At 71.4% G+C, this 12,722-nt stretch carries 15 protein-coding genes; 8 read left to right on the top strand and 7 right to left on the bottom strand.

What is annotated here, in order from left to right; translation table 11 throughout:
• Positions 1–71: 71 nt before the first annotated feature.
• On the bottom strand, positions 72–554 hold the full coding sequence (locus ACFYL4_RS03685; RefSeq protein WP_357757591.1) for an SRPBCC domain-containing protein: 483 nt from the start codon (positions 552–554) through the stop codon (positions 72–74).
• A gap of 85 nt (positions 555–639) precedes the next feature.
• Positions 640–1,026, bottom strand: a complete 387-nt coding sequence (locus tag ACFYL4_RS03690; RefSeq protein ID WP_357757588.1) for a metalloregulator ArsR/SmtB family transcription factor — start codon at positions 1,024–1,026, stop codon at positions 640–642.
• Between the two features lie 118 nt (positions 1,027–1,144).
• Here ACFYL4_RS03690 and ACFYL4_RS03695 point away from each other — a divergent pair, with 118 nt between their 5' ends.
• Positions 1,145–2,527, top strand: coding sequence for a dipeptidase (locus ACFYL4_RS03695; protein ID WP_387516179.1), 1,383 nt, complete (start codon positions 1,145–1,147; stop codon positions 2,525–2,527).
• Positions 2,528–2,678: 151 nt separating this feature from the next.
• Positions 2,679–3,629, top strand: coding sequence for an NAD(+) diphosphatase (gene nudC, locus ACFYL4_RS03700; RefSeq protein ID WP_387516181.1), 951 nt, complete (start codon positions 2,679–2,681; stop codon positions 3,627–3,629).
• Between the two features lie 153 nt (positions 3,630–3,782).
• On the opposite strand, the gene ACFYL4_RS03705 is transcribed toward nudC, so the two are convergent.
• Positions 3,783–4,238 (bottom strand): ANTAR domain-containing protein, encoded by a 456-nt coding sequence (locus ACFYL4_RS03705; RefSeq protein WP_357757580.1) that lies wholly within the window; start codon positions 4,236–4,238, stop codon positions 3,783–3,785.
• A gap of 142 nt (positions 4,239–4,380) precedes the next feature.
• Complete coding sequence (locus ACFYL4_RS03710; protein ID WP_017542395.1) at positions 4,381–4,671, bottom strand: mycoredoxin; 291 nt, start codon at positions 4,669–4,671, stop codon at positions 4,381–4,383.
• Positions 4,672–4,921: 250 nt separating this feature from the next.
• On the opposite strand from ACFYL4_RS03710, the gene ACFYL4_RS03715 reads away from it, so the two are divergent.
• The 6 genes from ACFYL4_RS03715 to ACFYL4_RS03740 all read left to right on the top strand — a co-directional run bounded on the left by ACFYL4_RS03715 (position 4,922) and on the right by ACFYL4_RS03740 (position 10,050).
• Positions 4,922–7,027: an ATP-dependent DNA helicase UvrD2 gene (locus tag ACFYL4_RS03715; protein ID WP_387516184.1), complete on the top strand. Its 2,106-nt coding sequence runs from the start codon at positions 4,922–4,924 to the stop codon at positions 7,025–7,027.
• A complete protein-coding gene (tesB, locus tag ACFYL4_RS03720) occupies positions 7,020–7,907 on the top strand; it encodes an acyl-CoA thioesterase II (RefSeq protein ID WP_387516185.1) in 888 nt (295 codons plus the stop codon). Before ACFYL4_RS03715 ends, tesB begins: the two co-directional genes overlap by 8 nt.
• 264 nt (positions 7,908–8,171) lie before the next feature.
• Complete coding sequence (locus ACFYL4_RS03725; protein ID WP_387516187.1) at positions 8,172–8,522, top strand: hypothetical protein; 351 nt, start codon at positions 8,172–8,174, stop codon at positions 8,520–8,522.
• Between the two features lie 204 nt (positions 8,523–8,726).
• Entirely contained in the window at positions 8,727–9,005 is a 279-nt protein-coding gene (locus tag ACFYL4_RS03730) for a WhiB family transcriptional regulator (protein WP_387516189.1), read from the top strand.
• Positions 9,006–9,054: 49 nt separating this feature from the next.
• A complete protein-coding gene (locus ACFYL4_RS03735; RefSeq protein WP_357757565.1) occupies positions 9,055–9,213 on the top strand; it encodes a hypothetical protein in 159 nt (52 codons plus the stop codon).
• Positions 9,214–9,486: 273 nt separating this feature from the next.
• Positions 9,487–10,050 (top strand): M48 family metallopeptidase, encoded by a 564-nt coding sequence (locus tag ACFYL4_RS03740; protein WP_357757563.1) that lies wholly within the window; start codon positions 9,487–9,489, stop codon positions 10,048–10,050.
• Positions 10,051–10,159: 109 nt separating this feature from the next.
• Here the strand turns inward: ACFYL4_RS03740 and ACFYL4_RS03745 are convergent, their stop codons facing one another.
• The 3 genes from ACFYL4_RS03745 to ACFYL4_RS03755 form a co-directional block, all read right to left on the bottom strand.
• Positions 10,160–10,531, bottom strand: coding sequence for a hypothetical protein (locus ACFYL4_RS03745; RefSeq protein ID WP_387516191.1), 372 nt, complete (start codon positions 10,529–10,531; stop codon positions 10,160–10,162).
• 137 nt (positions 10,532–10,668) lie between these two features.
• Complete coding sequence (locus ACFYL4_RS03750) at positions 10,669–11,235, bottom strand: NUDIX hydrolase (protein WP_387516193.1); 567 nt, start codon at positions 11,233–11,235, stop codon at positions 10,669–10,671.
• Complete coding sequence (locus tag ACFYL4_RS03755) at positions 11,236–12,654, bottom strand: zinc-dependent metalloprotease (RefSeq protein ID WP_387516195.1); 1,419 nt, start codon at positions 12,652–12,654, stop codon at positions 11,236–11,238. It abuts the gene before it with no gap.
• Positions 12,655–12,722 lie beyond the last annotated feature (68 nt).

Genomic DNA, 12,722 nt, shown 5'->3' on the forward strand with positions numbered 1-12,722 from the left:
TTTTCGGACGTCGGACGCCCCCGCACCTCCTGGTGGTGCGGGGGCGTCCGCGTCGGGGCGGGTCGGCCGGGTCAGGAGGCGAGGACCGCCTCGATCTGGCCCATGGCCTCCCGCATACCGTCGGCCATGCCCATGTCCAACATCCTCTCCATCGCCTCCGTGGACGCGAAGGTGGTGCGCGTGACCATGCGGGAGCCGTCGCCGCGTTCGCCGATCTCCACACGGACGGCGGCGACCGGTAGGTCGCCCGCCTCACCCGGCGTCTCGCCGAAACCGTCCGTGAACTCCAGTGAGCGCGGCGCGTCCACCCCCTCCACCTGCCACCAGCCGTGGTGACGGTCGCCCTCGGGGCCGGTCATGTAGTAGGTGACGGCGCCGCCCGGAGCGAGCTCGTGCCGGACGACGGTGGCCGGGTAGGTCGGCGGACCCCACCAGCGCTCCAGCTGGCGCGGGTCCGACCACAGCTCCCAGGCCCGTCCGACCGTGGCCGGGAGGTCACAGGTGATGGTGAGAGTCAGGTTCTCGAAGTCCTTGTCGACGCTGGTGACAGTCATCGGGTCGATCCTTTCGGTGGTGCTCGCGCCGATGCGCGCGGGCCCGGCGGCCTCGGCCGCCGTGTGCGCTCCGCGTCGGCGCCGGTCAGGCTCCCGGCGCCTGGGCCCCGTCCCGCGCGCGGCGGTCCGTCTCGGGCTCCTCGGCGACCAGCAGGGCCATGCGGCCCATCCGGCCGATCCACAGCTCCTCGATCCGGTCGAGGGCCGCCCGGGCCCGGCGCAGGGCGGCGGGTTCGGTGCGCACCAGCTGCTCCCGTCCCCGCCGTTCCTTGCTGACCAGCCCGGCCCGTTCCAGCACGGCGACGTGCTTCTGTACCGCCGCGAAACTCATCGGGTAGTCCTCGGCCAACCGCGAGACGGACAGTTCGCCCTCCACCGAGCGGTGGAGGATGTCGCGACGGGTGGCGTCGGAGAGGGCGTGGAACACCCGGTCCACGCTCTCGTCCTCGTGGGGCGCATCATGAACAACCATTTGGTTGTACGTTAGCGCGTTTCGCACACCGTGACAAGGGCCCGTCGAGGTCACGGACGGTTTGTCCGGGTTCTAAGGTCGATCCTGACAAGGACGTCTAGGACGACAAGGACGACAGATGGACGCGCGCGCCTACATCGAGGCCCACCGGGACGAGTTCCTCGCCTCCCTCAAGGAGTGGCTGGCGATCCCCTCGATCTCCGCCGACCCCGAGCACCACGACGACGTGCGCCGGTCGGCCCGCTGGCTCGCCGACCACCTCACCGCGACCGGGTTCCCCACCGTGGAGGTCTGGGAGACCCCGGGCCTGCCCGCCGTGTACGCCGAGTGGCCCGCCGCCGACCCGGCCGCGCCCACCGTGCTCGTCTACGGCCACCACGACGTCCAGCCCGTCGACCCCCTCGACGAGTGGGAGACCGAACCCTTCGTGCCCACCGAGCGCGGCACCTCCCTCTACGCCCGGGGCGCCTCCGACGACAAGGGACAGGTCCTCTTCCACGCCCTCGGCGTCCGCGCCGCCCTGGCCGCCTCCGGCGAGCAGGCCCCGCCGGTCACCGTCAAGCTCCTCGTCGAGGGCGAGGAGGAGTCCGGCTCCGTCCACTTCGCCGAGCTCATGAAGGCCAACCGCGACCGCCTGGACTGCGACGTCGCCGTCATCTCCGACACCACCATGTGGGCGGCGGACACCCCCTCGATGTGCGTGGGCATGCGCGGCGTCACCGACGTCGAGATCAGCCTGCGCGGTCCCGGGCGCGACCTGCACAGCGGTTCCTTCGGCGGCGCCGTCCCCAACCCCCTCAAGGTCATGAGCGACCTCCTCTCCGGCCTGCACGACGCGGACGACCGGGTCGCCATCCCCGGCTTCTACGACGGCGTCGTCGAGGCCAGCGCCGAGGAGCGCGAACTCATCGCCCGCCTGCCCTTCGACGAGGAGGAGTGGCTCGCCACCGCCGCCTCCACCGCCGCGCGCGGCGAGAAGGGGTACAGCACCCTGGAGCGCGTCTGGCTGCGGCCCACCGCCGAGATCAACGGCATGTGGGGCGGCCACACCGGCGCGGGCGGCAAGACCATCGTCCCCCGCTCGGCGCACGCCAAGATCAGCTTCCGCCTCGTGCCCGGCCAGGAACCCCTGGACATCCAGGACCGGGTCCGCGCCTACGTGGAGGCCAACACCCCCGACGGCGTCACCGCCGAACTGGAGTTCGGCGGCCCCGGCGTTCGCGCGTGCGCCTCCGACCTGTCCTCCACCGCGCTCAGGGCCGCGCGCTCCGCCATGGGACGCGCGTTCGGCACCGAGGTCCTCTTCACCCGTGAGGGCGGCAGCGGCCCCGAGGCCGACATCGCCGACATCCTCGACGCGCCGCTGGTGTTCGTCGCCGTGGGCCTCAACGAGGACCGCATCCACGCTCCCAACGAGAAGGTGGAGACCCCGCTCCTGCTCAAGGGCGCGGAGAGCGTCGCCTACCTGTGGGAGGAGCTGGGCGCGGCCAAGGACGGCTGAGCCCGGCCCCGCAGGCACCCCGACGGTACCGATCGCGGCCGCCCCCGCCGGGCGGCGGCCGCGCGGCCTCCCCACGGGTTTGCCCAACGGGAGTGCGCCAGGCCCCGTAAGGCGTTACACCTGGGGAAGGACCACCACGTCGGAAGGTGTCATGGAAACCGAAGCCACACCCCTGCTCGCCCGCTCGACCGTCGACCCCGTCGGGCACCGGCGCGGTGACGACGACTGGCTGGCGGCCGCCTGGGCCGACCCCGCCACCAGGGTCCTCGTCCTGGAGGGCGGCGAACCCGGCAGCTACGGCTGGCAGGCGCTCATGGCCAAGCAGTCACGCGCGCTGGTCACCACCGGACAGACACGGGAACTCGTCCTGGTCGACCCCCACCACGCGCCCCCGGGAGAGCGCTACCTCCTCGGCAGCGACGGCGAACGCGCCTACTTCGCGGTCCGCTCCCACCAGGAGCTGGCCGCCAACCCCGTCGCCGAACCCGCGTCCCTGCGCGAGGTCGGCGCGATCCTCAGCGACCACGACACCGGTCTGTTCACCCGGGCCATCGCCCTCGCCAACTGGAACGCCAGCCACGGGTTCTGCCCCCGCTGCGGTTCCCGCACACGCATCGAGAAGGCCGGGCACGTCAGGGTGTGCGAGGAGGAGGGGACCGAACAGTACCCGCGGATGGACCCCGCCGTCATCATGCTCGTGCACCGCGAACGCGACGGCCGCGAGGAGTGCCTGCTCGGCAACAACCCCCACTGGGACGCGCGCCGCTTCTCCGTACTCGCCGGGTTCGTCGACGCGGGGGAGTCGCTCGAAGCGGCGGTCATCCGTGAGGTGGCCGAGGAGGCGGGCGTGGTCGTGGAGTCGCCCCGCTACCTGACCTCGCAGCCCTGGCCCTTCCCGCGCAGCCTCATGATGGGCTACACCGCCCGCGCGGTGGGCGAGACCGAACGCACCGACGACGAGATCGCCGAGACCCGCTGGTTCACCAGGGCGGCCCTGGCCGAGGCCGTGCACGCCGAGGAGGTCGTCCTCCCCGGCCGGGTGTCCATCGCCCGCACGCTCATCGAACACTGGTACGGCGCGGAACTGCCCGGAGGCTGGTGAACGGCGGGGACAGAACCGCCACCGCCTCCCTCAAGGCGTCCGCCCGCGCCCGGCCGTACCGCTGGCGCCTCTCCCGGGCGGACCGCCACCACGGACCGCCGCCCCTCCACCGGGACGCTCGCGGCCCGACTCGTCAGGCGCTCTCAGGGTTGTTCAGGCGGTTCCCGTCAGCTCGTCCGGCAGGACGGTCAGTGGACTCGTGCTGCTGTCCACCACGTCCTGCGCCAGCTCGGCGACCTTGCGGCCCCGCGACCTCGCCGACGAACGCAGTCTCTCGAACGCCTCGCGCGGCGGCATCGTGTGCCGCTCCGCCAGGACACCGATCGCCTGCTCCACCACGACCCGCGAGTGCAGCGCGTGCTCCAGCTGCGTGATCGTGTGCCGCAGGCGCTCCACCTCGGTGGCCCCCTCCGGGGCACGGCCGGGCGCCTGTGTGCGGGGACGCGCGCTCCCCGCCTCGGAGGTGAGCAGGTCCGCCAGCACCATGGCGCTGACCAGGTCCGGCGCCTCGTGTCCGTGCTGGTCGCCGCCCACGCGCCACCCGTTCGGGGTGCGCCGCACCACCTCGACGGTCACCGTGTCGCTGACCGCCACGTCATGAGGCCTCATATCGTCCCCCAACTCAACACTTCCCGTCATCGTCCGGGCTATGGAGCCGGCCGCCCAGCCGTGGGGACGCGGGGGTGTCCGCCCCCTGGGGGGAGGGGGTCCCGCCGCGCGGGCCGCACCGGGCGGCCCGCGCCGTACGTCCTCAGGACAGTTCGGCCAGCTTCTTCTTCACCTGAGCGAGCGACGGGTTGGTCATCGCGGTCTCGTCGCTGAAGACCACCGTGGGGACCGTCTGATTCCCGTTGTTGACCTTCATGACGTACTCCGCGGCCTCCGGATTCTCCTCGATGTTCACCTCGCGGACCGCGATCCCCTCACGGGAGAGCTGGCTCTTGAGGCGCTTGCAGTACCCGCACCAGGGGGTGCTGTACATCGTGAATCGTTCGGTGCCCGTACTCGTCATCTCGCTCACGTCTTCCTGGTCGACGGTCATGTTCGGGGATCAGTACGCCCATTCCAACACCAAGGGGGTCCCGCCGCTTCCCATGACCGTTCGACACAACGTGGGACGCCTCACACGGCCTCCTGGTTCTGGAATGTGTCGGCCGGGTCGTTCGCGCAGCTCGCGCGACCCGCGCCACGGACACCGCCCTCGCGGGCCCATCCGCTCCCGGCGACGACCGATACTTGAGAGACTGTGCGCCCACGGCGAGTCAGCCGCCCCGACCAGATGCAGGAGCACCATGGACCCCGACCGCGTCCTGGAGGGACTGGACCCGGAACAGACCGAGGCGGCGCGCGCCCTGCGCGGCCCCGTGTGCATCCTGGCCGGTGCCGGAACGGGGAAGACCAGGGCCATCACGCACCGGATCGCGCACGCCGTGGCCAGCGGGGTCGTCTCCGAACAACAGATCCTCGCGGTCACCTTCACCGCCCGCGCGGCGGGGGAGATGCGCGGTCGGCTCCGCTCCCTCGGCGCCCCCCGCGTGCAGGCCCGCACCTTCCACGCGGCCGCCCTGCGCCAGCTCGGGTTCTTCTGGCCACAGGTGATCGGCGGGGAGAAGCCCACACTCATCGAGAGCAAGCTCTCGGTGGTGGCCCGCGCGGCCAACTCGGTGGGCCAGCAGCCGGACCGGCTCGGGCTCCGCGACCTCGCCAGCGAGATCGAGTGGGCCAAGGTCACCCAGGTGCGTCCCAGCGACTACGACAAGGCGGTGGCCAAGGCCGGGCGGCAGGCACCGATGAACGCCGGTGAGGTCGCCCGGGTGTTCGAGGCCTACGAGGAGCTGTGCCGCGAGCACAACCTCCTCGACTTCGAGTCGATGCTCGAACTCACCGCCGGGATGATCACCGAGTACCCCGCCATCGCCCAACGGGTCCGCGACCAGTACCGCTACTTCGTCGTCGACGAGTTCCAGGACGTCAACCCGCTCCAGAAGCTCCTCCTCGACGCCTGGCTCGGCGACCGCGACGACCTGTGCGTGGTGGGCGACCCCAGCCAGACCATCTACTCCTTCGCCGGGGCCACCCCCAGCTACCTCACCGGGTTCGGCGCCCGGTACCCGCACGCCACCGTGGTCCGGCTGGTGCGCGACTACCGCTCCACGCCCCAGGTGGTGCGGGTGGCCAACCACGTCATCGCGCAGGCGCGGGACACCACCTCCGCCAACCACCTCACCCTCCGGGCGCAGCGGCCCGACGGTCCGGACCCCCTGTACCAGGAGTACGACGACGAGCCCGCCGAGGCCACCGGGGTCGCCCGCAAGATCAGCGTGCTGCTGGAGGACGGCACCCCGGCCAGCCAGATCGCCGTGCTCGTGCGCACCAACTCCCAGTCGGCCTCCTACGAACAGGCGCTGGCCGACCAGGGCGTGCCCTTCACCGTGCGCGGTACCACCCGCTTCTTCGAGCGGCCCGAGATCAGACAGGCCGTGCACACCCTGCGCGGGGCCCGGCACGGGGCCGCCGACGAGGCGCCCGAACCCCTCGTCGCCACCGTGCGGAGCCTGCTGGCCCAGATGGGACTCACCGACACGGCCCCCGAGGGCCGCCAGGCCCGGGAGCGTTGGGAGTCGCTGTCGGCGCTCGCGCAGCTCGCCGAGGACATGGCGGCCCGTCCCGGACCGGACGGCGGGCCCGCCACCATGGGCGCGTTCGTCGAGGAGCTGGAGACACGCATGGCCACCGAGCACGCGCCCGGTTTCGAGGGCGTCACCATCGCGTCCCTGCACGCCGCCAAGGGCCTGGAGTGGGACGCGGTGTTCCTCGTGGGTCTCACCGAGGGCATGATCCCGATCATTTACGCGGAGACCGACGACGAGGTCGAGGAGGAGCGGCGGCTCTTCTACGTGGGGGTCACCCGCGCCCGAGAGCACCTGGCCATGTCGTGGTCCCTCGCACGCTCGCCCGGCGGCCGCAGGACCCGCAAACCCTCCCGTTTCCTCGACGGCCTGCGCCCGGCCTCACCGTCCACCGCCAACCGCCGCGACCGCCGCAAGGGAGGGGTGGTGCGCTGCCGGGTCTGCTCCGACGTGCTCTCCGACACCACCGAGCGCAAGCTCGGCCGCTGCCTGGACTGCCCTTCCACCTACGACGAGGCCCTGCTGGAACGCCTGCGCGACTGGCGCAGGAGCACCTCCCAGGAACAGAAGGTGCCCGCCTACGTCATCTTCACCGACGCCACCCTCCAGGCCATCGCCGAGCAGGAGCCCTCCAGCGTCTCCCAGCTCACGGCGGTGTCCGGCGTCGGACCGGCCAAGCTCGACCGTTACGGTGAGGCGGTGCTCGCACTGGTCGCGGGGAGGGAGCCGGCGGGGGAGACCGGTGAGGGAGAGGACGAGGATGAGTGAACACGACGCCGAACGCCGGGGCCAGTCGCTGGCCGACCTGCTGAGGGTCCTGGACCTGGAACGCATCGAGGTCAACATCTTCCGGGGCAGCAGCCCGGCGGAGGGGCCGCAGCGGGTCTTCGGCGGGCTGGTCGCCGGCCAGGCGCTCGTGGCGGCGGGGCGCACCGTGCCCGCCGAACGGTACGTGCACTCGTTGCACGCCTACTTCATACGGCCCGGCGACCCCACCGTCCCGATCGTCTACGAGGTCGACCGGGTCAGGGACGGGCGCTCGTTCACCACCCGCCGGGTGGTGGCCGTCCAGCACGGCAAGCCGATCTTCACGCTCTCCGCCTCCTTCCACAAGGAGGAGCCGGGGCTGGACCACCAGATCCCCATGCCGGACGTCCCGCCGCCCGAGGACCTGCTCAGCACCCGGGAACGTCTGCGCGAGGCGTTCGGAAAGGTGCCCAACTTCGTGCAGTGGCACCCGATCGAGATGCGTCCGGTCGGGGCGATGTCGTTCGAGGCCGAGCGCGACCCCGAACTGCGCACGGCGACCAACCCCGTGTGGTTCAAGGTCGACGGCCGTCTTCCCGACGACCGCCTCACCCAGGTGTGCCTGATGACCTACGCCTCCGACATGACCCTGCTGGACACCGTGCTGCTCCGGCACGGCCGCTCGTTCGCGGGCATCGCGATGGCCAGCCTCGACCACGCCATGTGGTTCCACCGCCCGTTCCGCGCCGACGAGTGGCTGCTGTACGCGCAGGAGTCGCCCACGGCCCAGGGCGCCCGCGGCCTGGCGCGCGGCCTGGTCTACACGAGGGACGGCAAGCTCGTCTGCTCCGTGGTGCAGGAGGGGATGATCCGCGTCGTGGACGCGGAGGGCTGGACCTAGGTGACCTGAGAGGTCGGGGACGCGGACCGGGGGGTTCCTCCCGGGGCCGGAGAGATCCTCGGCACAGGGCCCGGGAGCGTGCGCGGCAACGCTCCCGGGCCCTCGCGCATTCCCGGGAAGTTCTGGCCGGATGCGGACGTTTTCCCAGGTCAAAAATGGGTTGCCGATCTTTGTGGGCGGCCCGTAGTGTGTACTCGTCGAACCAACCGCTCTCGGTACAGGTGCGAGACCCTGTACCCGACATCGAAGGAGGTGCCCGATCTCATGACCACCACGGAAACGAAGCAGATGACCACGTTGACCCTCGGTTTCGAAGCTGCTCTGCGACTGTTCCCGCGCGGAATCGTGTCGGGCATCGGCCTGAGCGGTAGCACCGTCGGCGGCGGTCTGAGCGCCGAGAACGGCCTCCAGGCCCTTGGCATGGTCCAGCTCATCGGATCTGGCTCCGTGTCCCAGGGGACCGGTGTGTCCGAAACCGGCGTGATCGGCAACCCGCGCCACGCGTCCGAGCCCGCCCTTGATCGCGGCTGGTTCACCGGTGGCATCAACAAGGCATCGCAGGAAACCCCGCGCTATGGCGCATCGGGGGAGTGTCCACGGAAGATTCCGGCCTAGAGCAGCACACAGGCCGAGATCCTCGACCGTGGCCGCGGACCCCGAATCAGGGGCCGCGGCTTTCTTTGTATCTCCGCAGGCTCCCCGTCCCCCAGGGACGTGGGAGAAGACGGCGGCATCGCAAGTCAGGTCCCACACCGGACCTGTTCCGGTGACTGAACACCGACCGCGTTGTACACGATCAAAGATCTTTGGAGGGCACCGATGCTCGCGTCGGTCCTGGAAGCGCCCCAGCTGGGCGAGGTCGACATTCCCTGCCGTACGGAGCCGGACCTGTTCTTCGCGGAGTCCCCCGCGGAGGTCGAGGCGGCCAAGGCGATCTGCGGAGCCTGCCCCATCCGGGAGCAGTGCCTGGCGGACGCGCTCGAACGGCGTGAGCCGTGGGGCGTCTGGGGCGGGCAGCTGCTCGTCTCCGGTCAGGTCGTCGCGCGCAAGCGCCCGCGTGGCCGTCCCCGCAAGAACCCCGCGCCCGTCGCGGCCTGAATCACCCCCCGACACCCCGAAGCACCCACGACACCGAAGGACGAAGACGATGATGCAGGAACTCATGCGGATGGTGGAGCGTACCGAGGAGGAGCCCCGCGAGCGGCAGGTCAGACGGCTCAGTGCCCGGCAGCTGCGGGCCCGGCAGCGCGAGGAGCGCCGTGCGGAGCGGGCGATCATGGAAATCGCGTGGTCGAGGCTGTGTTGACGCGGACTGACCAGTGAGTGAACGGACGGGACCGGAGGGCGTGGAAGGCGCGCCGTCCGGTCTCGTTTGTGTAACCAAAAGTGCCGGGGAGGCCCGAACCGAGTCCCGTTGTGGGCCGTCCTCGCAGGCCAGAAGCCCCCTGGTCAGGGTGATTCCGTGACGCGGTCCCGTTGTCCGCTCCACAGACCCTGGGCGGACACGGCACGAAAGAAATCACATATCCGGACAACTCACACCTGTTCGCGGGGGCTTCCCTCGGATAACGTAAAGTTCGTGCTCTCGAACACCAAAGTCGAGGTACGACGCAGTCCTCGTCGCCGCCGCACCGTGTCGGCCTACAGGGACGGGGATACCACGGTCGTCCTCGTGCCCGCGACGTTCTCCCGCGCCGAGGAAAGGCGCTGGGTGGATCAGATGCTGCGAAAGCTCCAGGCCCGCGAGGAGCGCAGACACCCCGGAGACCGCGAACTCCACGAACGCGCGGTGGAACTCGCCGAACGCTACCTGGACGGCACGCACCTGCCCGACAGCGTCCGCTGGGTCGACAACCAGAACTCGCGCTGGGGCTCGTGCACGCCGGACACCCGCACCATCCGGATCTCCCGCCGCGTAGCCGGGATGCCCTCCTGGGTGGTGGACTACGTCCTGGTCCACGAACTCGCCCACCTGCGCATCCCGCACCACGGCCGGGACTTCTGGGAACTGGTCCGGCGCTTTCCCAAGGCCGACCGGGCGCGCGGCTACCTGGAGGGGTTCAGCGCGGGCACCCGCTCCGAGTGCGGCCACGGGGACCCCGCCGAGGCTCTCGAACACGACGAGGTCGCCTTCGAGGAGTAGGGCTACTTGGTCTCGGTTCCTCCTGGGTGCCAGAGCGAAGATCTCGCCTGTGAGTTGTACAGGATATTGTACGTCTCGCCGGGCGGCCTGGTGGGCGGGGCCCGATCGCTTACTCACCCGACGCGTCGAGCTCCCGCTCGGAGGCCCTCAGATCGGCGGTGAGGCGCACCAGCACGACCGCGCTGACCACGAGCAGCACACCGAACACCGCCGCGTAGTAGGCGCTGGTCCCGCCCCACTCACCGGAGACCGCCGACCGGCCCAGGACCGCCACCAGCAGCACACCCATGAAACCGCAGACCGCCTGGCACAACCGCAGGGAGCGCCGCCTCTGCTCCACCCGGGCGCGGGCGGCCTCGCGCGGACCGGCCACTCCCGAGCGCTCGTCGGCCAGGAGCCGCTCGGCGGCGGCGCGGACCCGTCGGGCCAGCAGGACCAGGACCAGCCCGCCCAGCATGCCGACCACGGTGATCAGACCCATGACGCGGGCCCCGGTACGTCTGGAGGTGGGTGCATGGCCTGTTCCGTTCCGTCGTCTCGCAGCGGTCGCCGCCCCAGTCTGGCACTCCACGCGAGGGGCCCGGCCGGAGTTCCCCGACCGGGCCCCCTCGACGCGCGTCAGCGGGCGGCGGCGTTTCCCTGGTGCTCGCGGACCGCACGCACGGCGGCCCCCACCAGCGACCGCACCGAGTCGTCGGTGGGTTCGGGCAGCGACCCCGCCGGGAACCAGTCCAGCCCGGCCGACTCGTCCGGGTCGCGCACCAGCACCGCGTCGGCCGGGGCCAGCGCCGCGTACTGCACGTCCAGGTGGAAGCTCCCCCCGCCGCACGGCACCGCGTGCCGGTCCAGCCGCACCGGGTCGGGCAGCAGGGTCAGCCCCCTGATCCCCGACTCCTCGGCGGCCTCCCTCAGGGCGGCGCCGCCCAGCGTGGTGTCCTCCGGCTCACAGTGCCCGCCGGTCTGCAACCACATCCGGTGGACCCGGTGCAGCACCAGCGCCACCCGGGAACCGTCCGCGGACACGATCGCCGAACTCGCGGTCAGGTGCCCGGGCAGGCACGAACGCCACATGGCGTCGGCGTGCGCGTCCAGATGGTCGACGTAGGAGCGGCGCAGCTCCTCCTGCCCGGCGTCGGGCGCGATCCACGCGCCCAGGACCGCCCGGGCGTTCGCGTGCAGGACCACCTACTTGCCGTCCTCGTCCTGGTCGTCGCCGGGCCTGGGCCGCTCCGAGCCGTCCGGGTCGGTCAGCGACGAGATGTCGAAGTCCGTCCCCTCGAACTCGCTCCGCCCGTTCACGAAGGCGTCCGGGTCGTCCAGGTCGGCGCCGGTGGGCATCAGGTCCGGGTGCTGCCACACGGCGTCCCGCCCCTCCACGCCCCGGGCCTCCTCCAGCGCCGCCCACAGGGCCCCGGCCTCGCGCAGGCGGCGGGGCCGCAGCTCGAGGCCGACCAGCGCCGCGAAGGTGTGCTCGGCGGGGCCACCGGTGGCGCGTCGGCGCCGGGTGGTCTCGGCCAGGGCCCCGGCCTGCGGCAGCCGCTCGGACACGGCCGACGACACCACGGTCGCCACCCAGCCCTCGATCAGCGCGAGGGTGGTCTCCAGTCGCGCCAGCGCCGCCTTCTGCTGCGGGGTGTCCTCCGGCTGGAGCAGGCCCTCGCCGCCCAGGCCGCCGGACATGGCCTCCTGGAGCGCCTCCGGGTTGGACAGGTCGATGCCGCCGAGCCGGTCCTCCAGACCGCTGACGTCGAACGACATCCCGGCCGCGTACTCCTCGACGAGCCGGGACACGTGGGAACGCAGCCACGGCACGTGCGCGTACAGCCGGTGCACCGCCGCCTCACGGGCGGCGAGGTAGAGCCGCACCTCGTCGTCGGGGATCTCCAGGCCCTCACTGAAGCGGGCCACCCCCGAGGGCAGCAGGGCGGCATTGCCCTCACCCGCGAGCGGAAGACCGATGTCGGTGGTTCCGATCACTTCCTGGGCCAGCTCGCCGACGGCCTGACCGGCCTGCTGGCCGACCATCATGCCGCCCATCTGCTGGATCATGCCCAGCAGCGGACCGGCCATGGAAGCCATCTCCTCAGGGAGGTTCTGGCCCATGGCCTGGACCGTCTTGGCGGTCAGCGGGTCGCACAGCTGCGCCCACGAGTCCATGGTCTTCTCGATCCACTCCGACCGGCTCCAGGCCTGGGCGGTCTGGACCCCCGAGGGCAGGTCGGTAGCCTGGTCGAGCCACAGGTCGGCGAGGCGAAGGGCCTCCTCGATCCGTGCGTAGTCGGCGGGCGGCACACTCGGGTCGCCCTTCTCGGACACCGTGTGCCGCGCGATGTTCTTGGCCATCTCCCAGTTGATGCCGGACGTCGGGGACGTCCGACCGGCCTCCGGCGCACCGGGGGCGGGCTGGGACGACATCATGTCCGCGAACTGGCGGAGCATGTTGGCCATCTGTTGCGGGTCGCCGAACGGGAAGCCGTCCGGCATTCCGGAGTTCCCCCCGCCCGGGCCGCCGCTGCCGGCACCCGAGCCGGAGTCGCCTGAACGGCGTCCGGACTCGTCATCGGGATCGTTCGGCATGCTGAAACCGAAAGGCAGGTCGCTCACAATCAGACCTCAGGCAGGATTAGGTTTGGTCTCCACTGTCACGTTAGCTGGGAGTCGCCCGGAGTGAA

It is taken from the genome of Nocardiopsis sp. NPDC006938 (assembly GCF_042869555.1).
Lineage (GTDB): Bacteria > Actinomycetota > Actinomycetes > Streptosporangiales > Streptosporangiaceae > Nocardiopsis.

Bases quoted from the DNA above. Each gene is read 5' to 3' on its own strand.
- ACFYL4_RS03710 (WP_017542395.1), bottom strand. From the start codon at position 4,671: ATGACCGTCGACCAGGAAGACGTGAGCGAGATGACGAGTACGGGCACC.
- ACFYL4_RS03690 (WP_357757588.1), bottom strand. From the start codon at position 1,026: ATGGTTGTTCATGATGCGCCCCACGAGGACGAGAGCGTGGACCGGGTG.
- ACFYL4_RS03735 (WP_357757565.1), top strand. From the start codon at position 9,055: ATGATGCAGGAACTCATGCGGATGGTGGAGCGTACCGAGGAGGAGCCC.
- ACFYL4_RS03725 (WP_387516187.1), top strand. From the start codon at position 8,172: ATGACCACCACGGAAACGAAGCAGATGACCACGTTGACCCTCGGTTTC.
- ACFYL4_RS03705 (WP_357757580.1), bottom strand. From the start codon at position 4,238: ATGAGGCCTCATGACGTGGCGGTCAGCGACACGGTGACCGTCGAGGTG.
- ACFYL4_RS03730 (WP_387516189.1), top strand. From the start codon at position 8,727: ATGCTCGCGTCGGTCCTGGAAGCGCCCCAGCTGGGCGAGGTCGACATT.
- ACFYL4_RS03715 (WP_387516184.1), top strand. From the start codon at position 4,922: ATGGACCCCGACCGCGTCCTGGAGGGACTGGACCCGGAACAGACCGAG.
- tesB (WP_387516185.1), top strand. From the start codon at position 7,020: ATGAGTGAACACGACGCCGAACGCCGGGGCCAGTCGCTGGCCGACCTG.
- nudC (WP_387516181.1), top strand. From the start codon at position 2,679: ATGGAAACCGAAGCCACACCCCTGCTCGCCCGCTCGACCGTCGACCCC.
- ACFYL4_RS03745 (WP_387516191.1), bottom strand. From the start codon at position 10,531: ATGGGTCTGATCACCGTGGTCGGCATGCTGGGCGGGCTGGTCCTGGTC.
- ACFYL4_RS03685 (WP_357757591.1), bottom strand. From the start codon at position 554: ATGACTGTCACCAGCGTCGACAAGGACTTCGAGAACCTGACTCTCACC.
- ACFYL4_RS03695 (WP_387516179.1), top strand. From the start codon at position 1,145: ATGGACGCGCGCGCCTACATCGAGGCCCACCGGGACGAGTTCCTCGCC.